Annotated in this window: 24 protein-coding genes; 22 read left to right on the top strand and 2 right to left on the bottom strand. The window is 66.7% G+C overall.

The annotated features are described in order from the left end of the window. Positions 1-2 precede the first annotated feature (2 nt). A complete protein-coding gene (gene lptG, locus M2331_RS14380) occupies positions 3-1097 on the top strand; it encodes an LPS export ABC transporter permease LptG (RefSeq protein WP_181560906.1) in 1095 nt (364 codons plus the stop codon). A gap of 608 nt (positions 1098-1705) precedes the next feature. Here the strand turns inward: lptG and M2331_RS14375 are convergent. After that, positions 1706-2521 carry a flagellin gene (locus M2331_RS14375; protein ID WP_181560905.1) on the bottom strand — a complete coding sequence of 272 codons (816 nt, stop codon included), beginning with the start codon at positions 2519-2521 and terminating at the stop codon, positions 1706-1708. Between the two features lie 374 nt (positions 2522-2895). Here M2331_RS14375 and M2331_RS14370 point away from each other — a divergent pair, with 374 nt between their 5' ends. The 20 genes from M2331_RS14370 to M2331_RS14275 all read left to right on the top strand — a co-directional run bounded on the left by M2331_RS14370 (position 2896) and on the right by M2331_RS14275 (position 19175). Next, positions 2896-4155 (top strand): sigma-54 interaction domain-containing protein, encoded by a 1260-nt coding sequence (locus M2331_RS14370; RefSeq protein ID WP_181560904.1) that lies wholly within the window; start codon positions 2896-2898, stop codon positions 4153-4155. 17 nt (positions 4156-4172) lie between these two features. Next, entirely contained in the window at positions 4173-4529 is a 357-nt protein-coding gene (gene fliE, locus M2331_RS14365; protein WP_181560903.1) for a flagellar hook-basal body complex protein FliE, read from the top strand. Positions 4530-4533: 4 nt separating this feature from the next. Beyond that, positions 4534-6300: a flagellar basal-body MS-ring/collar protein FliF gene (fliF, locus tag M2331_RS14360; protein WP_181560902.1), complete on the top strand. Its 1767-nt coding sequence runs from the start codon at positions 4534-4536 to the stop codon at positions 6298-6300. Next, the gene (gene fliG / locus M2331_RS14355) at positions 6293-7309 is read left to right on the top strand and encodes a flagellar motor switch protein FliG (RefSeq protein WP_181560901.1); all 1017 of its coding nucleotides are present in this window, start codon (positions 6293-6295) and stop codon (positions 7307-7309) included. The genes fliF and fliG overlap by 8 nt, the downstream gene beginning before the upstream one ends. Continuing rightward, positions 7302-7985, top strand: coding sequence for a flagellar biosynthesis protein (locus M2331_RS14350; RefSeq protein ID WP_181560900.1), 684 nt, complete (start codon positions 7302-7304; stop codon positions 7983-7985). Before fliG ends, M2331_RS14350 begins: the two co-directional genes overlap by 8 nt. Further along, a complete protein-coding gene (locus tag M2331_RS14345; RefSeq protein WP_181560899.1) occupies positions 7982-9313 on the top strand; it encodes a FliI/YscN family ATPase in 1332 nt (443 codons plus the stop codon). Before M2331_RS14350 ends, M2331_RS14345 begins: the two co-directional genes overlap by 4 nt. Continuing rightward, complete coding sequence (locus M2331_RS14340) at positions 9310-9738, top strand: hypothetical protein (RefSeq protein WP_181560898.1); 429 nt, start codon at positions 9310-9312, stop codon at positions 9736-9738. Before M2331_RS14345 ends, M2331_RS14340 begins: the two co-directional genes overlap by 4 nt. Then, positions 9735-11126, top strand: a complete 1392-nt coding sequence (locus M2331_RS14335) for a flagellar hook-length control protein FliK (protein ID WP_181560897.1) — start codon at positions 9735-9737, stop codon at positions 11124-11126. The genes M2331_RS14340 and M2331_RS14335 overlap by 4 nt, the downstream gene beginning before the upstream one ends. A gap of 12 nt (positions 11127-11138) precedes the next feature. Then, positions 11139-11759, top strand: a complete 621-nt coding sequence (fliL, locus tag M2331_RS14330; RefSeq protein ID WP_181560896.1) for a flagellar basal body-associated protein FliL — start codon at positions 11139-11141, stop codon at positions 11757-11759. A gap of 38 nt (positions 11760-11797) precedes the next feature. Next, positions 11798-12667, top strand: a complete 870-nt coding sequence (locus M2331_RS14325) for a flagellar motor switch protein FliM (protein WP_181560895.1) — start codon at positions 11798-11800, stop codon at positions 12665-12667. Between the two features lie 11 nt (positions 12668-12678). Next, a complete protein-coding gene (gene fliN / locus M2331_RS14320) occupies positions 12679-13008 on the top strand; it encodes a flagellar motor switch protein FliN (RefSeq protein ID WP_181560894.1) in 330 nt (109 codons plus the stop codon). After that, positions 13005-13277: a flagellar biosynthetic protein FliO gene (locus M2331_RS14315; protein ID WP_181560893.1), complete on the top strand. Its 273-nt coding sequence runs from the start codon at positions 13005-13007 to the stop codon at positions 13275-13277. Before fliN ends, M2331_RS14315 begins: the two co-directional genes overlap by 4 nt. Further along, a complete protein-coding gene (fliP, locus tag M2331_RS14310) occupies positions 13270-14220 on the top strand; it encodes a flagellar type III secretion system pore protein FliP (protein WP_181560892.1) in 951 nt (316 codons plus the stop codon). Before M2331_RS14315 ends, fliP begins: the two co-directional genes overlap by 8 nt. Positions 14221-14245: 25 nt before the next feature. Further along, positions 14246-14518: a flagellar biosynthesis protein FliQ gene (gene fliQ / locus M2331_RS14305; RefSeq protein ID WP_181560891.1), complete on the top strand. Its 273-nt coding sequence runs from the start codon at positions 14246-14248 to the stop codon at positions 14516-14518. After that, complete coding sequence (gene fliR / locus M2331_RS14300) at positions 14515-15291, top strand: flagellar biosynthetic protein FliR (RefSeq protein WP_181560890.1); 777 nt, start codon at positions 14515-14517, stop codon at positions 15289-15291. The genes fliQ and fliR overlap by 4 nt, the downstream gene beginning before the upstream one ends. A 3-nt stretch (positions 15292-15294) precedes the next feature. Next, entirely contained in the window at positions 15295-16440 is a 1146-nt protein-coding gene (flhB, locus tag M2331_RS14295; RefSeq protein ID WP_181560889.1) for a flagellar type III secretion system protein FlhB, read from the top strand. A 58-nt stretch (positions 16441-16498) separates the two neighbouring features. Beyond that, a complete protein-coding gene (locus tag M2331_RS14290; RefSeq protein WP_181560888.1) occupies positions 16499-16942 on the top strand; it encodes a hypothetical protein in 444 nt (147 codons plus the stop codon). A 120-nt stretch (positions 16943-17062) separates the two neighbouring features. Beyond that, positions 17063-18445: a flagellar filament capping protein FliD gene (fliD, locus tag M2331_RS14285; protein ID WP_181560887.1), complete on the top strand. Its 1383-nt coding sequence runs from the start codon at positions 17063-17065 to the stop codon at positions 18443-18445. Positions 18446-18520: 75 nt separating this feature from the next. Beyond that, a complete protein-coding gene (gene fliS, locus M2331_RS14280; protein ID WP_264574132.1) occupies positions 18521-18889 on the top strand; it encodes a flagellar export chaperone FliS in 369 nt (122 codons plus the stop codon). A gap of 133 nt (positions 18890-19022) precedes the next feature. Beyond that, positions 19023-19175 carry a hypothetical protein gene (locus M2331_RS14275; RefSeq protein WP_181560885.1) on the top strand — a complete coding sequence of 51 codons (153 nt, stop codon included), beginning with the start codon at positions 19023-19025 and terminating at the stop codon, positions 19173-19175. A gap of 60 nt (positions 19176-19235) precedes the next feature. On the opposite strand, the gene gdhA is transcribed toward M2331_RS14275, so the two are convergent. Continuing rightward, positions 19236-20585 carry an NADP-specific glutamate dehydrogenase gene (gene gdhA, locus M2331_RS14270; protein ID WP_220128578.1) on the bottom strand — a complete coding sequence of 450 codons (1350 nt, stop codon included), beginning with the start codon at positions 20583-20585 and terminating at the stop codon, positions 19236-19238. A gap of 473 nt (positions 20586-21058) precedes the next feature. On the opposite strand from gdhA, the gene ung reads away from it, so the two are divergent. Further along, positions 21059-21799, top strand: coding sequence for a uracil-DNA glycosylase (gene ung / locus M2331_RS14265; RefSeq protein WP_181560884.1), 741 nt, complete (start codon positions 21059-21061; stop codon positions 21797-21799). Positions 21800-21841 lie beyond the last annotated feature (42 nt).

The raw sequence follows: 21841 nt of genomic DNA, 5'->3' as shown, positions 1-21841 counted from the left end.
CCATGCTGCTCAACTTCTTCCCTTCCCGCGCGCTGGCGCTGTATCTGGGCAAGACCTTCCTGCTGCGTTGCCTGGCGATGCTGGCGATGCTGGTGCTGATCCTGCAGATGCTCGATCTGCTGAGCGAGGCAGGCAAGGTGCTGGCCTATCCCGGCAATGGCGATGCGCAGCTGTGGCAATATGTCAGCCTGCGCGCGCCGCAGATCATCTCCCGCTTCCTGCCCTTCTCGGTGCTGCTCGGCACGCTGATCACGCTGGCGACGCTCAATGCCAATAGCGAGGTGGTGGCGATGAAGTCGGGCGGGCTCTCGGCCCACCAGATTCTCGCGCCGCTCATATTGGCCAGTCTTGCCGTCGCCGCGATCAGCTATGTGTTCAACGAACGGGTGGTCGTGCGCGCCACCGCGACGCTCACCGCCTGGGAGGCCGCCAAATTCGGCCCCATCCCTTCGGACCCGGGGGTCAAGGGCAATGTCTGGGTGCGGCATGAGGATGACCTCATCCGGGCCGGGACGATCACCGGCCGGGGCGATGCCGTGCGGCTGCAGGACGTGAACGTCTATGACCGGCATAACAATGCCCTGATCTCGATCGTCTATGCCAAGCACGGGCGCTTTACCCCGGATGGCTGGCTGCTTGAGGATATCCGCGTGTTCGATGTCGTGCGCGGGGTCAGCCGCCATGTCGACCGGATGGTTGTCGGCAAGGGGGTTACGCCGGACCAGTTCACGCTGTCCTCGGTCGATCCCGACGCCATGTCCTTTGCCGACCTGAGCGAGGCGATCGATACCTTGCGCGAGGCGGGGCGCCCGGTTGCATCGCTCGAAGGGTCGCTCTGGCATAAGATCAGCGGGCCATTGTCGGCATTGCTCATGCCGTTGCTGGGCTCTGTCGCCGCTTTTGGTATTGCACGCTCCGGCAAGCTGTTCGTGCGCGCGGTGATCGGCATGGCGTTGGGCTTCGCCTTCTTCGTGGCCGATAATTTCGCGCTCTCCATGGGCAATCTGGGGGTGTACCCCCCGATGCTGGCGGCCTGGGCGCCGTTCCTGCTCTTTCTGGTGGTCGGCGAAGCGGTGTTGATTACCACGGAGGAATAGCGCTCTGCCCGGATGGGCGGGGCGGTCCTTCGATACGCCGCTTCGACAGGCTCAGCAGCTACTCAGGACGAACGGAAGTGGATCCTTGGCACGCCACGTGCTGGATCGGAGCGGAACCGACACTGTTTTCCCAAGCTCGGAATTTTGTCCACGCCGCCTAACCTCCCGTTCGTGTCGAGCCCTTCGACTGCCCGCAGGGCGGGCGCTCAGGATAAACTTCAGCCGAAGGCTGAAGTCGAGACACGGTACGCTTCACCCTTCTCGACTTCGCTCGAAGCGAACGGAGTGGTGGTGCGATGGAAGGGATCATGGCTGGCCACTCCCCTTCTGGCCTCCGCCCATTGCATGTCCGCATGAGCATCAGGCTGGCGAGCGGCGCCTTCATGCGCGCTCCACGTGCCCGATCAACACCTCTCGCTTGTCCGCCGGGGGCCGGCGCCTCGCTCGCCTACAAGAGAAGAAACCCTCCGCCCGGGGGAGCGAAGGGTTTCCATATTCCCTGTTGGGGATGCTGACCCCCGGCACGATGGGGACTCTATGGTGCCGGGGGTCAACCGGGCCGGCGAGTGTGGACCAGTACCCTCGCCGTCCGATCTTAGGTGCTGCCCTTAGCGGAGCAGGCTGAGCACGCCCTGCTGGCTCTGGTTCGCCTGAGCGAGCATCGCCGTGGAGGCCTGGCTGAGGATCTGGTTCTTGGCGAGCGCCGTCGATTCCTCGGAGAAGTCGGCGTCTTCGATCCGCGAACGGGCGTCGGACAGGTTGGTGATCGTGGTGGTCAGGTTGCTGGCAGCCGATTCGAGACGGCTCTGCGTGGCACCGAGATTGGCACGGCCGGTAGCAACCGCTTCGATCGCCGTGTCGATGGCGGTCATCGCTGCACCGATCGTCGTGCCGGCGCCGCCGATGTTCGGTGCGGCGGTGGCGAGCGCGGTGAGCGCCGTCGTCACGGTCGAGGTGTCAACCGAGACAGTGTCGGTCGAGCCGGTGCCGACCTGGATCGAGGTGGCCGTCGCGCTGAACAGCGCCACGCCGTTGAACTCCTGGCCCTGCACCTTGGCGATCTGGTCGGTCAGTGCCGTGACTTCCGCCTGCAGATTGTCACGAGCGGCCGTGTCGTTGGTGCCGTTCTTCGCCTGCACAGCCAGTTCCTTCATGCGGACCAGCATGTTGGAGATGTCGCCCAGCGCGCCTTCAGCGGTCTGCGCCAGCGAGAGGCCATCATTGGCGTTGCGGCGTGCGGCAGCGAGGCCACGGACTTCGGCGGTCATCTTGGTGGCGATGGCGAGGCCGGCGGCGTCGTCCTTCGCGGTGTTGATGCGCTTGCCGGAGGACAGGCGCTCCATGGCCTGCGACAGGCCCTGATTCGCAGCGGCCGAGGCATTCTGGGCCCGAATCGCGGACACGTTGGATGCAATAACAGTCATGTGGTTTCCTTTCCCGCTTCACTGAGGGTCGCTGCCCTTTGGCGGTGGCGGCCTCGAAACCACAGAACGGATAAGGCCTCAGGAGCTTTAGGTCCCCGTCTCAAATTTCCCGAAATCACCAACTAACATTGTGAAATATAAAGACATATTTTGCAACAAAGCGCGATGGGCCGGGCTCGTCGAGAGGGAAAGTGGAGGCTTTGCATGTTATGCGCGGCATGATTTTCGCGCCTTCAGCCGGTCGGCAAAATCCTGCCGCACTGCGGCAATGGTTCGCCGTCGTTAACCGGATGCTAAGCATTTTTTATCACTTTTAACGGGCAAGACGGGGTGGCTCGCAAGAGCCCGGACTGGACCAAAACGGGGGCTTACGCATGTTGCATGTCGACATGAGTCAGCGCGTACAGCGGCTGTTGCCGGATCTGGACGTGTGGCTCGATACTGCCTGCTTTTCTGTACGAACGGTGGGTGCGGACACGCCGCGTGGTAAATCGATCCAGCGCATTCTCCTCGCCGAGGAAATTGCCGACGCAACGTGTCGCGACCTGCTGATCGAGTGGCGCGAGGGTGCGCCGCGCTTCATGCCCGCCTCCAATGGCTTCCCCGCCCGCATTGCCTTCGGTGCGCAGGACAAGGCGATGGCTTTTGCCCTGATCGCCGAACTGCTCCGCCCGGCGCGGATGCCGGCGGTGGGTGATGAGAGCAGCGCCATGCTGATGCGCCTCGCCCAGCGGATCGCCGCCAGCGATGCGACGGTGCTCGTTCAGGGCGAGACCGGCACAGGCAAGGAGGGCATTGCGCGCTTCCTTCATGATATGAGCCCGCGCGCCGACAAGGATTTCATCGCCGTCAATTGCGCGGCGCTGCCGGAAACCATGATGGAAGCCATGCTCTTCGGTCACAAGAAGGGCAGCTTCACCGGTGCTGGCGCGTCGTCTGACGGCCTGTTCCTCGCTGCCAATGGCGGCACGCTGTTCCTCGACGAGATCGCCGAACTGCCGCTGGCTTTGCAGGCCAAGCTGCTGCGCGCGTTGCAGGAAGGCGAAGTGCTTCCCGTCGGCGCGACGCATCCGGTGCCGGTCGATGTGCGCGTCGTTGCCGCCTGCAACCGCGATCTTTCAGCGGAAGCCGACGCGGGTCGGTTCCGCGCAGACCTTTACTGGCGGCTCAACGTGATGCCGCTGCACCTGAGCGCGCTCGCAAACCGTCCGGGTGACATTCCGGCGATCACCGCTTCGTTTCTGCTGCGCCATCAGGGCGGCCAGTCCGGCTTTGCCTGGCCGACGCCCGCTGCGCTGGCGCATCTCGCCGCGCACAGCTGGCCGGGCAATGCCCGTGAGCTGGGCAATGTCCTGCAGCGGGCCATCGTGCTGCGGGAAGGCGACCAGATCGACGTGAGCGATCTCAGCCTCGCCGGCAACGCCATGCCCGCGCCCATTCCGGCCGAGCCCGCACCGCTGCCGGCCCGCGCTCGTCTTCAGGATGTCGCCCGCGCCTCGGCGATGGACGCCATTCGCCTCGCCCTGCGTGACACCGGCGGGCACCGCGCCCGCGCGGCGCGCATCCTTGGCATTTCCGAACGTACCCTGCGCTACCGTCTCGCTGAAATGCGTGACCTCGCGCTGGCTAGCTGAGCGCAGGAGGCATCATCATGTCGGGACTTTCCGTCGATAGCGTGCTGGCCCTGCGCCAGAGCATTCTCCAGCGTAACTCCGCGATCCAGGACGCCGCGAAAAGCGCCGCCGGTGCCGCGACGGGCGGCGCGCCCGCCAGCAGCCCTGCAGGTGGTGCCGATTTTGCGGACGCCATGCGCAGCGCCATCGAGGGCGTGAACAAGCTGCAGACCCAGTCGAGCGACGCGACCGCGGCTTATGAGCGCGGCGAGACCACGGACATCGCCGCGGTCATGCTGACGCGCCAGCAGGCGTCCGTGGGCTTCGAGACGACCCTGCAGGTCCGCAACAAACTCCTGTCCGCCTACAAGGACATCATGAGCATGCCGGTGTAATGAGATGAGCGACGCGAACATCACCACCACCACTGGCAACCAGGCAGCGATGCAGCCCGGCTTGCCCGCCCTTTCCGGGTCTGGCGCGGGTTTTGCGGCCGGTGCGCAGGGCATGAAGCTGCGCCTCACGGGCCTGCTCCAGCAGCCCGCCGTGCAGCGCAGCCTGCCGATGATCGGGCTCATCACCGTTGCCGCGCTCGCCGCGCTGGCCTGGCTGGCGCTGCGCGAACCGCCGCAGCGCGACCTGTTCCGGGGCTTGCCGGAGGCCGACCAGGCCGCCGTGGCCGAGGCGCTGGGCAAGAGCGGTATCGCCTATAATTTCGATCAGACGAGCGGTGCGATCACCGTCGCCGAGACCGATTATTTCAACGCCAAGATGAAGCTCGCCGCCGAGGGCCTGCCCCGGAGCGCGCCGACCGGCGACACGCTGATCGACTCCATGCCGATGGGCGCGAGCCGCGCCGTCGAGGGCGAGAAGCTGCGCAGCGCGCGCGAGATGGATCTCGCCCGCACCATCGAGGCGATCGATGCGGTCACCAAGGCGCGGGTTCACCTCGCGGTCGAGGCGCCGAGCATCTTCCTGCGCGAACGCTCGCGGCCCACGGCGTCGGTGATGCTGCAGCTGGCCAATGGCCGCTCGCTGTCCGAAGGGCAGGTCGAGGCCATCGTCCATCTCGTCGCCTCCTCCGTGGGCGACATGGCGCCGGAATCGGTGTCGGTCGTCGATCAGAATGGCCGCCTGCTCAGCAATGCGACGGGGGCGGGCGCGGAGACGGATCGGCAGATCCAGATCCAGAGCCGCATCGAAGATCGCTACCGTCAGGCTGTGACCGCGCTGCTCACGCCGATCATCGGTGCCGGCAAGTTCTCGACCGAGGTGCATGCCGAGGTGAACTTCGCCGAGCGGCAGGCCACGCGCGAAACCTATCCGCAGGACGAAGCCCGTCTGCGCGCCGAAACCGGCAGCTGGAACACGGATGCGCAGGGCAATGCCAATGCTGCGCCCGGCGGCATCCCCGGCGCGCTGCAGCCCAATCCGCCGGTCAATCCCGCCGATCCGGGCGGACCGCCGCCGACACAGGCGCAGGCACAGGCCAACGCCATGCAGACGCCGCCCGCACCCGGCATGCCGCCGTTCAAGACCACCGAGACCTTCAACCGCAGCTTCGAGCTGGGCCGCGAAGTCTCCGTGACGCGGGATGCCGTGGGCACCGTGCAGCGCCTGTCCATCGCCGTCGCGCTGGATCAGGGCACCGATGGCAAGCCGCGCACGCCGCAGGAGATTGCCGCGCTTGAGGCGCTGGTCAAAGGCGCAATCGGCTTCGATCAGGCCCGCGGCGACGTGGTGGCGATTTCCTCCCGCAAGTTCGCCGAAGCCGCCGGGGACGCCGCCACCGATGCGACGCCCTGGTATCAGGAAGCCTGGGTGGCAATGCTCGCCCGTAACGTCTCGGCCCTGCTCGTCGCGCTGCTGCTGCTGGTCGGCATCGGCCGCCCGCTGCTCAAGCGCTGGTCCGCCGCGCAGGCCGAGCGCCAGGTGCTCGATGCACAGATCGGCCAGCAGATCGGCACGGAAATCCAGGCCGAGATCGGCCGGGCCTCGGCGGCGGTGCATGACCCCGCCCAGCCGGTGACCCTCGATATGATCAGCGCCACGCATGACTATAGCGACCGTGCCACGCTGATCCGCAACTTTGTGAAGCAGGACCCCGATCGCGCTGCGCTCGTCGTTCGCGATCTCCTCAAGGATGGAGTGAAGGCCGATGGCTGAGGTCGACGCCGCCCGCCCGCTCACCGGCAGCGCCGCTGCCGCCGTGCTTCTGATGCTCTTCGAGGAAGACGAAGCCGCGCAGATCCTCTCCCGGCTGGAGCCGGACGAGGTGCGCCAGCTCGGCTACGCCATGTATGACGTCGCCGATGTCGAGGTGGACGAGGTGAATGCCGCGCTCGACCAGTTCGTCTCCAAGGCGCGCGGTCGCACCACCATCGGCTACGGGGCGACGCAGCATATTCGCGGCGCCATGCACAAGGCGCTCGGCCCCGACCGCGCGGACAATATGCTCGCGCGCATCACGCCGCCGACGCGCTCGACCAAGCTCTCTATGCTCAAATGGATGGAGCCGGCCGAGATCGCCTCGATCATCGAGCCTGAGCACCCGCAGATCATGGCCATCGTGCTGGCCCATCTGGATCCGGCCGTGGCGGCCGCAACGCTGCAGCTGCTGCCGGCCGAGGTGCAGGACGATGTCGTCTATCGCGTCGCCACGCTCGGCCCGGTCAGCACCGAGGCGCTGGACGAGCTGGAGCAGCTCATCGCCTCCCGCCCGGCGCAGGGCCGCTCCTCCGCCGGCACCACCAAGCGCGGTGGCACCAGCGAGGCCGCCGCGATCATGAACAACATCCGCAAGGATCATGAGCAGCGCATCATCAAGGCGCTAAACAAGCGCGACCGCAATGTCGCCCAGCTCATCGAGGATGAGATGTTCGTCTTCGAGAATCTGCAGGCCCTGTCGGACAAGGATTTGGGCACGCTCATGCGGGCGGTGGACAACGCCATTCTCGTCGTCGCGCTCAAGGGTGCGAGCGACACGCTGCGCACGCGCATCCTGGGCTGCATGTCGCAGCGCGCCGCCCAGTCCATTCAGGACGAGATGGACGAGCGCGGCCCGATGCGCCTTGCCGAAGTGATGGAAGCGCAAAAGGCGATCATCGCCGAGGCGCGCCGCATGGGCGAGGAAGGGGCGATCATGCTGGGCGGAAAGGGCGACGACTATGTCTAGGATCTGGTCGGCCGATAGTGTCAGCGGCGCCGCACCGCTGGAGAGCTGGGGCAATTTCGGCAGCGTCGGGCGCGATGGCAGGGGCTTTCGCCACCTCTATGCCGAGGAGCAGGGCCATCGGGCCTGGAATGTGACCTTCCCCGGCGGAAGCGGGCCGGGCGGCGACTATGATGAGACGCTGGCCGCTCAGGCGCCGGTCGACCCCATCGAGGAAGCCGCGCGCGATGCCTTCGTGCAGGGCTTTCAGGAAGGAGAGCGCATCACGCGCGAAGCCGCCGAGCAGGACGATGCGGCGCGGCGGGAGCTGGCTGCCGCTGTTCTGGCGCTCGGCAAAGTGGATGAAGGCGCATTCGCCACGCTGCTCTCCCAGGCGGTCATCCGTCTGGTCGGGCAGATTGTGGGTGAAGTGCCGATCGATGCCGATGTGCTCCGGGCGCGCTGCGAGGCGGTTGCCGCCTGCATCGACACGGACGACGCCAAGGGCCGGTTGGAGGTCAACCCCGAGGATCTGCCGCTGCTGCAGGCCGAGCCGCTGCGCTTCTCGCTGGCGGCCAGCGCCGATGTGCCACGCGGATCCGTCCGTCTCGCCACGGCGGAGGGCTGGATCGAGGATGGCCCGGACGTGCGCCTCGCGCGCCTCAAGGCGCTGATGGACGATATGGAGGGCCGGCTGTGATCCAGGCGGAACTCGCCCGCGCTACGCGCTTGCTCGATCATATGCAGGTGCCCAATCAGGCGCCCCGTCACGTCGGCCGGCTGGTCGGCCATGATGGCGGCATGCTGGAAGTCACCGGCTTTTCCCGCCCCATCGGCGCCGGCGCGCGCATTCGCGCGGCCGATGGCACGTCGGTGCGGGCCGAGGTTGTGGGCTTCCGGGGCAGTCGCGCCGTGCTGGTGCCGCTCGATCAGGATGCGCCGCTGGAAAATGGCGCGCGCGTCGAGCCGGACAGCGCCGCCAATATGGTGCAGGTCGGCGAGGGGCTGATCGGCCGCGTCATCGATGCGATGGGCCAGCCGCTCGATCGCAAGGGGCCGGTGCTCGCCAATGGGCAGTGGCCGCTCGCCGGCGTGCGCGGCAATGTGCTGGATCGCGGCCGGGTGCTGGAACGCTTCGATCTCGGCGTGCGCGCCGTGAATGCATTGCTGACCGCCGGGCGCGGCCAGCGCATCGCGATCATGGCGGGGTCAGGCGTCGGTAAATCGGTGCTGATGGGCCAGATGATTGCTGGCGCCGAGGCGGACGTGATCGTCACCGGCCTCATCGGTGAACGCGGCCGCGAGGTCAGCGACTTCCTCGAGACAAAGATCGGCGGCGCGCTCATGAACAAGAGCGTCGTGGTTGCCGTGCCGGCCGATCATCCGCCGGTGCTGCGCCTGCGCGCGGCTGCCCGCGCGACCGCCATCGCCGAATATTTCCGCGCGCGGGGCAAGCAGGTGCTGCTGCTCATCGACAGTCTCACCCGCTGCGCCCATGCCCAGCGCGAGATCGGGCTGTCGCTGGGCGAGCCGCCGGCGATGAAGGGCTATCCGCCCTCGGCGCTGTCGCTCATCCCCCGCCTCGTCGAGCGCGCAGGCGTGGACAGCCGCTCGGGCGGGTCGATCACCGCGATCTACACTGTGCTGGCCGATGGCGATGATACCGACGATCCCATCGTCGATACCGCCCGCGCTATTGTCGACGGGCACATCGTCCTCTCGCGGCATCTCTCCGAGCAGAGCATCTTCCCGGCTATCGACGTCGGGCGCTCGCTCTCGCGCGTGATGGCGGACATCGTCGATGACGAGCATCTGCGCGCCGCCGCCAATTATCGGCGGCTGTGGGCGGCCTATGAGGAAAATCGCGATCTCATCCTGATGGGCGCCTATCGCCCCGGCAACGATCCGACCATTGATGAGGCCGTGGAACGCCGGCAGCAATTGCTCGGCTTCCTGCGCCAGAGCAGCAAGTCCACGATTGACGTCGATACGAGCGCCGCGGCGCTGATCGCGGAGTTTGGCGCATGAGCCGCATGGTCGCCGCGCGCAAGCGCCTCGTCCGGGTGCGGGACGTGCAGCACAATCAGGCCGTCGCCGCGCTCACGCTGGCGCAGGACGAGGCGAGCCAGATCGCCAGCAATGCCCGCCGCATCGCGCAGGTGCGCGAGGAGCTGTGCGGCCAGAGCGGGCAGCAAATCGGCGGACTCTTCGCTGCGCGGCGCGAACTCGCCAGCCGCCTGGAGCGCGCCGGCCGGCAGCTTGATGGCGCGCTGTTCGATGCCAATCGGCGGATCGACGCGCGCGATGCGGAACGGGTGGTGGCGGATCGTGAACGCGAAATTGCCGAGCGCCTCAAGGACAAGGCCAAGGCCGCACGGGAAGCGCAGCGCGAAGCCCGGCTGGCCGCGCAGCCGCGCGTCCGGCGGATGCAGAACAGGGGACTGGAAGAATGATCAACATCACGTCGCTCTTCAGCATGATGACGGGGCGCGCTCCGGCTGCCGATGCGAAGGCCGGGGAGCCGGGCCTCGCCACGGGCGGGCAGTTCGCTGCGCTTGTCGAGCTGGCTGCGCTCAACGGCAACGCTCCGGCGGCAGGCGGCGCGGGCCTCAGCCTTGTCGTCGACAATGACGGGACCGCCACGACCGGACCGGCCGGTGCCCCGGACGAAGGCTTCAGCGCCGATATCCTCGCGCTGGTCGGCGGTGGAAAGCTGGCTTTGACAGCGCCCGATCGGTTCGCGAGCCAGCCCCAACAGGCTGTTACCGTCGCGGCTCAGCTGCAGGCGCAGCAGGCCCAGCAGGGCGCCGCGATAGCGCAGCCGCCCCAGGATGCCGCCCTGGCGTTGACCGAAGGCGAGCCGCATGCAGACGCCGAGGCCGGTGACACGGCCGCGACGGATGATGGCGCCACCAACGCTGCGGCGCCCGCGCAGCCCCTGCAGGCGCAGGTCATTCCCTTCCCGCTCGCACCCGGCATGCCGGCCATGGCTGCGCACGTCGCCGCCGGGACCGGACCCAAAGGAGGCCGTGCCGCCGCTTCATCGCAGGATGGCGCGACGGCAGCCGCCGGCGTGGCAGCGCTCGCTGCCCCCAAGGCCGATGGCGCGGACTCTCCAAAGGCGGAGGGTGCCAGCCTGGCAGATGCTCTGGCGGCGCAGGGCGCGACGACCGGCAAGGCCGCAGCGCCGGCTCCAGACACGGCCCAGCGCTTCGTGGTCGACCTGCCCGTCGGCATCTCGACCGAGAGCGGCGCTGTCAGCAGCAGTGGCGGTGCAGGACAGGCAGCGCCTTCGGCAGCCTCAGCGCTGGGCGCACAGGTTATCGACATGGGCGTCTCCGGCCAGTGGATCGACCGGCTGGCGCGAGAAATTGCCGGGCTGGCGGAAGGCGGCGGGCATAGCCGCTTCTCGCTCAATCCGCCGCATCTGGGCCGGCTTGAGGTCGATGTGTTCCAGGGCGCAGGCGCCATGGATATCCGCCTGACAGCGGAAACGGATGAAGCCGCACGGCGCCTCAACGAAGGGCGCGGCACGCTGCAGGCCGATGCACGTCTTGCCACCCTGCACCTCGGGCAGATCACGGTCGAGAAGGCCGGCGCCTCCTCGGATGCCGCGCGCGATCAGGGGCAGGCGCAAAGCCAGGCCCAAAATCAGGCGCAAAATCAGGCCCAGGGCCAGGCCCAGCGCGATCTGGCGAGCCAGATGCAGCAGCAGGGTCGCGGACAGGATGGCGATCGCGGGACATCGTTCACGCGCGTCGCCGGGGAACAATCTCGCCAGCCCGATGAGAGCAGGGTCGCCGCGCGCGACAGTGCCGATGGGCATGTGCGCTTTGCTTAAGGGGATCGATCGATGAGTGACGCACCGGACGCCGGCGCCGCCAAGAAGAAGGGCGGCGGCAAGAAGAAGCTGATCATCATCCTTGGCGCCGTGGCGCTGCTGGGTGGTGGTGGCGCGGCGGCGGGGTTCTTCGCCGCTGGTTCCATGCACAAGGATAGCGGGCCGGCGGAAGATGCCTTTCGCCCGCAGCTGGTGCTGACTGGCGAGAAGCCGGAGGAGGTCGCCAAGACCTGGGCCGCCAAGGCCGCCGAGCAGCATGCGCCGGAGCGCGAGGGCAAGGGCGTGGATCTGCCCCGCCCGGCCAATGCCTCGGCCTATCAGGCGACCTATTTCCAGATCCCGGCACCGTTCACCTCAAACCTCGCGGACAGTGACTCCTTCGCGCAGGTCTCGATCGCCGTGTCGACCTATTACGACCAGCGCGTGATCGAGGCGGTGCAGGCGCATGAGCTGCCGATCCGCTCCGCCATCCTGATGATGATGGCGCAGGAGCAGGAGCTCGACCTCTCGACCCCGCAGGGCAAGGAGAAGCTCCAGGCGAAACTTCTGACCGTTATTAACGATGTTTTGAAGGAAAAGACGGGCTACGGCGGCATTGATAACGTTTATTTTACCAATTTCGTTATTCAGTAGCGCCGTGTCCGACGGGGGTCGGACGGGGACAATGAACGATGAATGACGTGCAGCCTTTCGCGCTCGGGCGACAGACCAGTGAGCCGGTCGCCGCGATCAGCGGACTGGAAAAACTCGGCGAGCGGGTCAGCCGCCGGTTGCGCGCGATCATCGAGCCCTATGGGGGCGCGCGTCCGTTGGTCACCGCGCTGCCGCTCGAAGAAACCATGTTCATGATGTGGGATGCGAGCGCGCCGGAGTTCGCCAGCCTCTCGCTCTATCGCCTGCACCCAATCAAGGGGCCGGTGGTGCTGCGCATCGACGCGCCGCTGGTCTCGCTGCTGGTCGACCGCTTCTATGGCGGCAAGGGCGACCGCGCGAGCAGCGACAAGCGCGAGTTCACGCCCACGGAAACGCGGCTCGGCGCCCGGCTTGCCGATGGCATCATCGCGGCGCTGGTCGAATGCTGGGCCGAGATCGCCCCGCTGGAGCCGGTGCTGATCAACCGTGAGACCAATCCGGCCCACGCCCAGCTGATGCCCGGCGAGACGGCCATCGTGGTGCAGGGGTTCGAGGTCGACATGGGCGATCATCGCCCGCGCATCATCGAGTTCATTTATCCCAAGGCCGGCTTTGGCGGGCTGGAGATCGTCGGCTCGCCCAAGGCGGGGGACGAGGCGCGGCCGGCCGATCCGGTGTGGCGGACCCGTCTGGCCACCCGGCTGGACGATGTGCGCTTCCCCGTCCGCACGGTGCTCGCGCGGCCCAATCTCAAAATGGCGGAGCTGATGTCGCTGAAGCCCGGCGACGTCATCCCCATCCACATCGCGCGGCAATTGCCGCTTCTCGTCGGTGACCGCGTATTCGCGCAGGGCACCGTGGGCGAACAGGACGGCAGTGCCGCCTTCATGATCGAAAAACTGGCCTGAGGACCAACATAATGAGCGAGATGAGCGAAACACTCCGGGCTGAGGCCGCCGCACCGGTGGACATGGGTCTGGGCCGTAACATGGCCCTGCTGGCGGATATCCCCGTCCGCATGTCTGTCGAGGTCGGCGCCACACAGTTGCGTCTGGCCGAGATCATGAACCTGGGCGAGGGCAGCGTCGTGCAGCTCGATCGTCAGGCTGACGATCTGCTGGACATCATGGTCAACGGCACGCTGGTCGCCCGGGGCGAGGTGGTGACGGTGAACGGCCGCTATGGCGTGCGCATTGTCGAGATCGCCTCCACCGAGGCGCGCCTCGCCGGGCTCGAGCGCCGCGCATGAGCGCGCTCGCCTGGTATTTCCTCAAGCTGCTCATCATGCTGCCGCTAGTCGGCGGCATGGCCTATGGCGCGCTGTGGCTGTGGCGCAAATATCAGCCCGGCATGCTGGGCGCCGGCCAGCGCGACCGGATGGTCAAGCTGGTCGATGTGCTGCCCATGGGCACGCTCGGCAAGCTCGCGGTCGTGGAGTTCGAGGGCAAGCGCCTGCTGCTCTCGGTCTCGCGCGGCAAGGTCGAGAAGATCGCGGAGAGCGAAACCCGTCATGGTTGACCCCATTCTGGCGACCACCCAAGTGCTCCTGCGCAGGCAGGAGCCCAAGGCGCAGTCGCCGTTCCTCGCCGCCCTTGGCTCCTGCCTGCGCAGGAGCACGGGTTTGCTGATCCTCCTTTGCGCTCTGCTCTTTGGCGCGCTGAGCCTCACGCAGCCCGCCTTCGCCCAAGCTGCGCCCGCCGCGCCGGCTGCACCCGCCGCCGCGCCCGCGCCGCAAGTGCAGGCGCCGGCAACCGGCGCGCTGCCGCAAGGTGCCGCCGCTGCCTCGGGCGGGTTGACCCGGGCGCTCGACGATGTTTCGGGCGATGGGCGCCCGCTGTCCATCTCGTTGCAGATTCTCGTCCTCATGAGCCTGCTGACGGTGCTGCCGTCGCTGGTGCTGATGATGACCAGCTTCACGCGCATCATCATCGTGCTCTCGCTGCTCCGTCAGGCGCTCGGCCTCGCGCAGACGCCGCCGAACCAGGTGCTCGTCGGCCTCGCGTTGTTCCTCTCGCTGTTTGTGATGCGCCCGGCGATCGACCAGATCACCGCCAGTGCCTACACGCCTTATGGCGAGGGCCAGATCAGCATCGAGGAAGCGGTGAGCCGCTCGGGCAAGGTGCTGCATGGCTTCATGGCCAAGCAGACCCGCCAGAACGACCTTGCGCTGTTCCAGAACCTCGCCAACGTGCCGGCCTTCCGCTCGCCCGAGGAGATTCCCTTCTCGATCATGCTGCCGGCCTTCATCACCAGCGAACTGAAGACCGCCTTCCAGATCGGCTTCATGATCTTCCTGCCCTTCCTCATCATCGATCTCGTCGTTGCCTCTACGCTCATGGCGCTCGGTATGATGATGCTCTCGCCGACGATCATCTCCATGCCGTTCAAGCTGCTGCTGTTCGTGCTGGTGGATGGCTGGGCGCTGACCATGGGCTCCCTCGCCGGCTCGTTCGCGACCTGAGCGGGCAGAAAAGGGAGCACATCGCATGGAAAATGGCGATTTCTTCGTCGGCCTCGCCCAGCAGGCGCTGTGGGTTGCCGCGCTCGCGACCGGGCCGATCCTGATCCCGGCCCTGCTGGCGGGCGTTATCATCGGCATGATTCAGGCGGCCACCTCGATCAACGAGGCGACGCTCTCCTTCGTGCCCAAGCTCATCATCGTCGCGGTGACGCTGGCGCTGTTCGGCGGCGCGATCCTGATGCTCATCGCCGATTTCACGCGCGAGATCTTCGAGCGGATTCCGGACCTGCTCAGATGATCGCACCGGCATTTGCGGGCCTAGAGGCGCAGCTGTGGCTCTGGATGCTGGCGATGATCCGGCCCGGCGCCGCGCTGCTGGCCGCGCCGATCTTCGGTGCCGCCGCCGTGCCGGTGCAGCTGCGCATCATCCTCAGCCTCGCGATCGGCATCGCCGCGCTCAACAGCGCCCCCTTTGCGCTGCCCGAGCAAGGGCTGGCGAGCATCGCCGGCATCGCCCTTGTTGCGGCGGAAGTGATCGCCGGCCTCAGCCTCGGCTTCGCCTTGCAGATCGGCTATTCGGCGGCGTTCATCGCCGGCGAGACCATCGCCAATGCCATGGGCCTCGGCTTTGCCTCCATGGTCGATCCGCTTTCGGGCCAGCCCACGCCCGTTGTCGGCCGCTTCCTCTCGATCATCGCCACCTTCCTGCTGCTCGCCATGGATGGGCATCTGCTGCTCATCCAATACGTCGTGATGAGCTACAAGGCGCTGCCCCCGGGCAATCTCATGCCGGCGAGCGCGTTCGAGAGCATCGCGCAGTTCGGCGGCACCATGTTTGCCTCGGGCGTCATCATCGCCCTGCCGGTCACCTTCACGCTCATTCTCGTCCAACTCGTCATGGGGATGCTCGCGCGCACCGCGCCGTCGCTCAATCTCTTCGCGGTCGGCCTGCCGGCGACGCTGCTGGCTGGCCTCGTACTGCTCGCCATCGCCGCGCCGGTCATGGGCGAGGCGATCAGCGACGCCTTGCGCCAAGGACTCGACATGAGCCGCTTGCTGGCGGGCGGCTGAAGCATGGCGCAGGAAGCCTCCGGCGGCGGCGAAAAGACCGAGAAGCCAACAGCCAAGCGTCTGACGGACGCGGCCAGCAAGGGCGACATTCTCCAGTCCCGCGAACTCTCCACGGCCATGGTGGTGATGGCGGGCGTCGGCTGGCTCGCGATTGCCGGGCCGGCGTTGATCGACGCCATCCGCCTGATGCTCGCCGAAGCCCTGCGGTTCGATCAGGGTGATATTGCGGGCTTCGCGCCGGAGCAGCGCGCCTATCATCTGCTTGCCATCATCGCGCTGCCTCTCGCGGGCGTGCTGCTGGCGACGGTCGTCGCGGCGATTGCCGCGCCTGCCGTGCTGGGCTCGCTTGGCTTTCGCACCGGCGCGCTCGTGCCCAAGCCGGAGCGGATGAACCCGATCAACGGGCTCAAGCGCATCTTCGGCATGCAGGGTATTATCGAACTGGTCAAATCGCTCGCCAAGGTGGTGCTGCTCGGCAGCATCGGCGGCGTGCTGCTGTGGCGGCAGTTCGATGCGATCCACGGCATGGCCAAGACCGGGGTGATGCCGGCGATGAGCGAGATGGGCCACATCTTCGTGGTCGTCACGCTCGCGCTCGCGGCGGCCCTGTTCCTCATCGCGGGCATCGACGTGCCGGCGCAGATCTTCCAGCGCATGAAGCGGCTCAACATGAGCAAGCAGGAAGTGAAACAGGAGCACAAGGAGACGGAAGGCTCTCCCGAACTCAAGGGCGCGATCCGCCGGCGGCAATATGAGACGCTCAACGGCTCGGTGCGTAAGGCGGTGGAAGAGGCCACGGTGGTGCTCACCAACCCGACGCACTTCGCCGTCGCGCTGCGCTATCATCCGGGGCGCGATGCGGCGCCTGTGGTAGTCGCGCGCGGTTCCGATGAAATCGCCGCCACGATCCGCACCCTCGCGGCCGATCAGGGCCGGCCGGTGCTGCAATATCCCGAGCTTACCCGCGCCATCTACTTCACCTCGCGCGCGGGGCAGGAAGTGGACGAACGGCTGTTCATGGCCGTCGCCGCGATCCTCGCCTTCGTCTACCGGATCGAGCATGCCATGGCGACCGAGATGGACCGTCCGCACATCGATCTGCCCGATGCGATGCGATTCGATGCGGATGGGCGCAATATCGTGAATTAAAGCTTAGCCGAACTCGTCCGTCTTTTGTTGATGGGGACACATTAGAAGGCAATGTGTCATGAACGAGTTCTTGCCCCGCGCCGGGGCTGTCACCCCGGTGACCAGCGCAACGGAGCGCAGCCCCTTGGCCGTGCCTGCCGTTTCCCAATCCCGTGCCATGCATGGCGGGGCGGAGGGCGAGACTTCCCGCGCCGCCTTGCTGCGGGATCGCGAACGCTCCGCCGCCGCTGCCGATTATGCCCGCATCCATGCCGAGATTGCCGATGTGCTGGCGCATATCCAGCCCTCGGCCCGCAATGCTGAATCGAGCGTCGAACTGGCCGACCGGGCCATCGTCGCATTGATGCCGAGCCCCGTCGTCATGCTCCCCATGCCGCCGACCGACGAGCAGATGGTCACCTTCGTCGCCAACGTGGCGCAGGCGGTGGCGCGACAGGCCGGGCTGGCCCAGGCGGCGCAGGCATCGGTCACGTCGCTCATGGTGGAAGCCGCCTCGCACTGAGGGTTCCGGCGCCAAGCGCGTCGCTGTTCGACGACTGAATGCGCCTGCCCTGATTCTTTGCCCATGGCACTAAAGCCGCGCGCGCCGCTGCCGTTCTGAAGCCTTGAAAGGACGACGGATATGGCGACGGATATTGCGAGCGCACTGGGCATCGGCTCCGGGATCAACATCACCCAGATGGTGTCCGATCTTACCAATGCCTCGTTCCAGCCGCGCCAGAGCGCTGTCCAGTCCCGGCTGGACACCGCTAGCGCCCGCGTGTCGGCGCTGGCCTCCGCCAAAAGCTCGCTCGAGACCTTCTCGAAGGCCCTGACCGACCTGCTGCAGGGCACCGGCTATCGCGGCAATCCGGTCTCCAATGATCCGACCATCGCGGCGGTCTCGCTCATTCCCGGCGGCGTACCCAAGAGCCTGCCGGCGCAGCTTGAGGTGCGCCAGCTTGCCGCCGGGCAGGTGCTCCAGTCCGCCGCGCTGGCCGACAGCGCCGCCGTCGCCGGCACCGGCACGCTCAAGCTCACCGTGGGCAGCACCGAGACGATGATCACCGTCGGCGGCACCGGCACGCTGGGCGACCTTGCTTCGGCCATCAACGGCGCGAATGCGGGCGTCACGGCCTCGATCGTCACCGATCAGTCCGGCGCGCGCCTCGTGCTCAAGGGCGAGACCGGCACGGCCAAGGCCTTCACGCTCACTGCCGAGGCCGATGCGGATGCCAATCTCCAGCGCTTCGTCTGGGATGGCGCCGCCGGGACGCTGACGCAGAGCCAGGTCGCCGCGAATGCGCTGATCCGCATCGACAATGTCGATATGGAATTCGGCTCGAACAAGATCACCACCGCCATTCCCAATATCCAGATCGACCTCAACAAGGCGGAGCCGGGCAAGACGATCACGCTCGCCACGGACCAGCCGACCAGCACGATGAGCGATCTCGTTCGCGAGTTCGTCACCGCCTATAATCAGCTCAAGGGCGCCCTCAACGACGCGACGGTCGCGCAGGGCGATACGGCCGGCCTGCTCTCGGGCGACTTTGGCGTGCGGGATCTGTCGCGTCGTCTCGCCGGCCTGGTCTCGCAGCCGCTGACCGACAGCGGCACCTATCGTACGCTGAGCGACCTGGGCGTGCGCACCGAGCGCAACGGCACGCTGACGCTCGATACCAAGCGGCTCGAAGCGGCGCTGGCGGCGGATCCGGAAGGCGTCACCCAGATGCTCAATCCCGCCGTGCCCAGCGCGACGCAGCCGGGCATTGCCGGCGCGCTCAAGGACATCACCGATTATGTGAACGGCAGCGAAGGTCCGCTCGCCAGTTCCGCAGCCATTTACGGGAAGCAGAAAGCCGCGCTGGAGAAGGAGCTGGAGAAGCTGGGCGATCAGCGCAGCACCTACAGCACCCAGCTCACCGCGACCTACGCGAAGATGCAAACGCGCCTGCTGCAGTTCCAGGCCACGCAATCCTATCTTGAGCAGCAGGTCAAGATCTGGAGCAAGAACAACGACTAACGGTCCGGGCGCAGACGCTGGACACACCAATAAGGGATACGCTGTATGTACATGGGTTCGCATCCGATGAGGCCGATGGCCGCGCTCCGCCATTATGCGGCGGTGGATAGCGGCAGCCGCGTCGAGGGCGCCACGCCGCACCAGCTCGTGCGCATCCTGTTCGACGAGCTGCTGCTCGCGCTGGATACCGCCGCACTGGCGCTCAAGGCCGGCGATCGCCACAAATGCCTGGACCGGCAGACGCGCGCGCTCGCCATTCTCCACGCGCTGGAGACGAGCCTCGATTTCGAGCAGGGTGGCGAGATCGCCATCAGCCTGGCGACCATCTACCGCGAGACGCGCCGCCGGACGCTGGAGGCGACCGTCGCCAATGATCCCAGCCTGATGGAGAGCGCTCACGGCTTCATCGCGGAAATCGCGTCGGCCTGGAAGCAGATCGGCTGACGGCCTACCCGGCCCGTCCGACGCTCCTTTCAACTCGTCCGCTTTTCCGGCATTCGTCGCAAAGCCGGGCACCGGCCGCTCTTCCATCCGTTTCTCTCCCATGCCCATCAAGGGCGACAAGAGAGGATGGACCATGGCAAACCAGAACCAGCAGAATGATCAACAGCGCCAGCCCGGCCGGGGCGGCCAGCAGGACCAGTCCAACACGGACAAGTCCGGTCGCCAGCAGGGCGGACAGGACGATCAGAACCAGCAGGGCGGCGGTCAACGCCAGAACCAGCGCTGATCCGATCGGACATGCGAAGGCCGCCGGTGTTCCGGCGGCCTTGTTTGTGTCCGCCGCGCGTCAGATTACCCCAAGCGCGTCCATCGCCTCGGCCACGCGGACGAAGCCGGCGATGTTGGCGCCCAGCACATAGTCAGCGGGGGCGCCATATTCCTCGGCGGTTTCCGCGCAGCGGTCGTGGATGTCGTGCATGATCGAGGCGAGGCGGCTTTCCGTCTTCTCGAAGGACCAGCTGTCGCGGGAGGCGTTTTGCTGCATCTCCAGCGCCGAGGTGGCGACGCCGCCAGCGTTGGCGGCCTTGCCAGGTGCGAACAGGATGCCGGCTTCCTGGAACAGCCGCACCGCATCCGGAGTGGATGGCATGTTGGCGCCTTCGCCCACCGCGATGACGCCATTTTTGAGCAGCGTCTTGGCGTCATTGCCGGTCAGCTCGTTCTGGGTGGCGGACGGCATGGCGATGTCGCAGGGAACATCCCAAACCGAGCCGCCCTCGACATAATGGCTCTTGCCGCCCTTGAGGCGCACATAGTCGCTGATCCGGTCGCGGCGGACGAGCTTGACTTCCTTGACCAGTTCGAGGTCGATGCCGTCCTCGTCCATCACATAGCCGTTCGAGTCCGAGCAGGCCGCGATGATGCCGCCGAACTCGATGACCTTCTCCATGGTGTAGATGGCGACATTGCCCGAGCCGGACACGGTTACGCGCTTGCCATCGAAGCTCTGCTTGCGGGTCGCCAGCATCCGCTGGACGAAATAGGTCGCGCCATAGCCGGTGGCCTCCGTGCGGGCGCGCGAGCCGCCATGGAACAGCGCCTTGCCGGTCAGCACGCCAGCCTCATAGCGGTTGGTGAGCCGCTTATACTGGCCGAACATACAGCCGACCTCGCGCCCGCCCACGCCGATATCCCCGGCCGGCACGTCGGTATATTCGCCCAGATGCCGGAACAGCTCGGTCATGAACGACTGGCAGAAGCGCATGATCTCGCCCTGCGAGCGCCCGCGGGGGTTGAAGTCCGATCCGCCCTTGCCGCCGCCGATCGGCATGCCGGTGAGGGCGTTCTTGAAGGTCTGCTCGAAGCCGAGAAACTTGATGATGCCGACATTGACCGAGGGATGGAAGCGGATGCCGCCCTTGTAGGGCCCGAGTGCCGAGTTGAACTGGACGCGGAAGCCCCGGTTGATCTGCACCTGGCCATTATCGTCCACCCACGGCACGCGGAAGATGATCTGCCGCTCGGGCTCGCACAGCCGCTCGATCAGGGCATTGTCCAGATAATGGGGCCGCTTTGCGACGACGCGGCCGAGGCTTTCCAGCACCTCGGTCACCGCCTGATGAAATTCCGGCTCGCCGCCATTACGGCGGATGACGTCATGCAGGACCGGGCGAAGCTTATCGTCAATTCTCAGCAATGTTTGGTCTTTCTTCTCTGGACTTAAATTTGATGGCTGGGGCGGGACGGCGCCGACAGGGCGCGCGTGGGGCAGACAGAGACGAAGCGACCGAACATTGCCGGGCCGAGCAGGACTCAGCGCGCGGTGAAGGCTGGCGTGCGTGCTCTGGTCAGGCCTTAGCGGGGTGGCGGAATTTGATGGAATGGCGTGGCATCATGCGGACTTTCGGGCGTGGGGCGTGCGCGTCTGGAACGTCACACGTCGGTTCAGCGAAAGGTGCCCCGAGCCTGGCGCGCACGGCACCGGGTCCCGGGGCTAGATGCCCGCGAGAAGCTGCCCCGCATGATGGCGGATGGAAAAATGCCTGATGCATATCCGCATGAAAATCCCATGCGTTTCATCGCCTTGCGTGTCAACCGGCAGCGGCTGTCTGCCGTTCGCGCCTATGCGGACCGATTTGCCCGGCGCCGCAAATGCTCTAAGCCGGGCGAATGACTGCCGATGCCGACACCGCCATAACCCCGCCCTCCATCCCTGCCTCGCTCGATGAAAGCTGGCGGGTGGCACTGGCCGAAGCGTTCGCCGCGCCCTCCATGGCGCAGCTGAAAGCCTTTCTTCAGGCCCGCAAGGCGGCCGGCGCGCAAATCTTCCCGCGCGGCAGCGACTGGTTCAACGCGCTCGCCCTCACGCCCCTGCCGGATGTCCGGGTGGTGATCCTCGGGCAGGATCCCTATCATGGGCCGGGGCAGGCGCATGGCCTGTGCTTCTCGGTGAAGCCGGGCGTGCGGCCGCCGCCGAGCCTCGTCAACATCTTCAAGGAACTGCGGACGGATGTGGACTTTACCCCGCCCGGCCATGGTCACCTCGTCCATTGGGCGGAGCAGGGCGTGCTGCTGCTCAACAGCGTGCTCACCGTCGAGATGGGGCAGGCCGGCGCCCATGCCAATCAGGGCTGGGAGCGGTTCACGGATGCAGTGATCGCCGCCGTCGCCGCGCAGGACAAGCCCGTCGCCTTCTTGCTCTGGGGGGCCTACGCCCAGAAGAAAGCGGCGTTCGTGCAGGATGTGAGCGCGGGGGGGCGGCATCTGGTGCTGAAGGCGCCGCATCCCTCGCCGCTCTCGGCCCATAATGGATTTTTCGGCTGCCGGCACTTCTCGCGGGCCAATTCGTTTCTCACCGCGCAGGGGCGGGGGGCGATCGACTGGTCGTTGCCGCCCGAGCCTGCTGCCTGACCTGTTGCCCGATCTTTCCGCCCGCCGGGAAATCAGGCAGGG

The sequence above is a fragment of the Sphingobium sp. B10D7B genome (genome assembly GCF_025961955.1).
Classification (GTDB): Bacteria; Pseudomonadota; Alphaproteobacteria; order Sphingomonadales; family Sphingomonadaceae; genus Sphingobium.
The sequence above is the reverse complement of the archived record's forward strand: the minus strand, read 5'-3'. Positions and strand labels throughout refer to the sequence as shown.

What these genes read in the sequence shown, in the direction of transcription:
- lptG (WP_181560906.1), top strand. Translation starts at nt 3, where the DNA reads ATGCTGCTCAACTTCTTCCCTTCCCGCGCGCTGGCGCTGTATCTGGGC.
- M2331_RS14375 (WP_181560905.1), bottom strand. Translation starts at nt 2,521, where the DNA reads ATGACTGTTATTGCATCCAACGTGTCCGCGATTCGGGCCCAGAATGCC.
- M2331_RS14370 (WP_181560904.1), top strand. Translation starts at nt 2,896, where the DNA reads ATGTTGCATGTCGACATGAGTCAGCGCGTACAGCGGCTGTTGCCGGAT.
- fliE (WP_181560903.1), top strand. Translation starts at nt 4,173, where the DNA reads ATGTCGGGACTTTCCGTCGATAGCGTGCTGGCCCTGCGCCAGAGCATT.
- fliF (WP_181560902.1), top strand. Translation starts at nt 4,534, where the DNA reads ATGAGCGACGCGAACATCACCACCACCACTGGCAACCAGGCAGCGATG.
- fliG (WP_181560901.1), top strand. Translation starts at nt 6,293, where the DNA reads ATGGCTGAGGTCGACGCCGCCCGCCCGCTCACCGGCAGCGCCGCTGCC.
- M2331_RS14350 (WP_181560900.1), top strand. Translation starts at nt 7,302, where the DNA reads ATGTCTAGGATCTGGTCGGCCGATAGTGTCAGCGGCGCCGCACCGCTG.
- M2331_RS14340 (WP_181560898.1), top strand. Translation starts at nt 9,310, where the DNA reads ATGAGCCGCATGGTCGCCGCGCGCAAGCGCCTCGTCCGGGTGCGGGAC.
- M2331_RS14335 (WP_181560897.1), top strand. Translation starts at nt 9,735, where the DNA reads ATGATCAACATCACGTCGCTCTTCAGCATGATGACGGGGCGCGCTCCG.
- fliL (WP_181560896.1), top strand. Translation starts at nt 11,139, where the DNA reads ATGAGTGACGCACCGGACGCCGGCGCCGCCAAGAAGAAGGGCGGCGGC.
- M2331_RS14325 (WP_181560895.1), top strand. Translation starts at nt 11,798, where the DNA reads ATGAATGACGTGCAGCCTTTCGCGCTCGGGCGACAGACCAGTGAGCCG.
- fliN (WP_181560894.1), top strand. Translation starts at nt 12,679, where the DNA reads ATGAGCGAGATGAGCGAAACACTCCGGGCTGAGGCCGCCGCACCGGTG.
- M2331_RS14315 (WP_181560893.1), top strand. Translation starts at nt 13,005, where the DNA reads ATGAGCGCGCTCGCCTGGTATTTCCTCAAGCTGCTCATCATGCTGCCG.
- fliP (WP_181560892.1), top strand. Translation starts at nt 13,270, where the DNA reads ATGGTTGACCCCATTCTGGCGACCACCCAAGTGCTCCTGCGCAGGCAG.
- fliQ (WP_181560891.1), top strand. Translation starts at nt 14,246, where the DNA reads ATGGAAAATGGCGATTTCTTCGTCGGCCTCGCCCAGCAGGCGCTGTGG.
- fliR (WP_181560890.1), top strand. Translation starts at nt 14,515, where the DNA reads ATGATCGCACCGGCATTTGCGGGCCTAGAGGCGCAGCTGTGGCTCTGG.
- flhB (WP_181560889.1), top strand. Translation starts at nt 15,295, where the DNA reads ATGGCGCAGGAAGCCTCCGGCGGCGGCGAAAAGACCGAGAAGCCAACA.
- M2331_RS14290 (WP_181560888.1), top strand. Translation starts at nt 16,499, where the DNA reads ATGAACGAGTTCTTGCCCCGCGCCGGGGCTGTCACCCCGGTGACCAGC.
- fliD (WP_181560887.1), top strand. Translation starts at nt 17,063, where the DNA reads ATGGCGACGGATATTGCGAGCGCACTGGGCATCGGCTCCGGGATCAAC.
- fliS (WP_264574132.1), top strand. Translation starts at nt 18,521, where the DNA reads ATGGCCGCGCTCCGCCATTATGCGGCGGTGGATAGCGGCAGCCGCGTC.
- M2331_RS14275 (WP_181560885.1), top strand. Translation starts at nt 19,023, where the DNA reads ATGGCAAACCAGAACCAGCAGAATGATCAACAGCGCCAGCCCGGCCGG.
- ung (WP_181560884.1), top strand. Translation starts at nt 21,059, where the DNA reads ATGACTGCCGATGCCGACACCGCCATAACCCCGCCCTCCATCCCTGCC.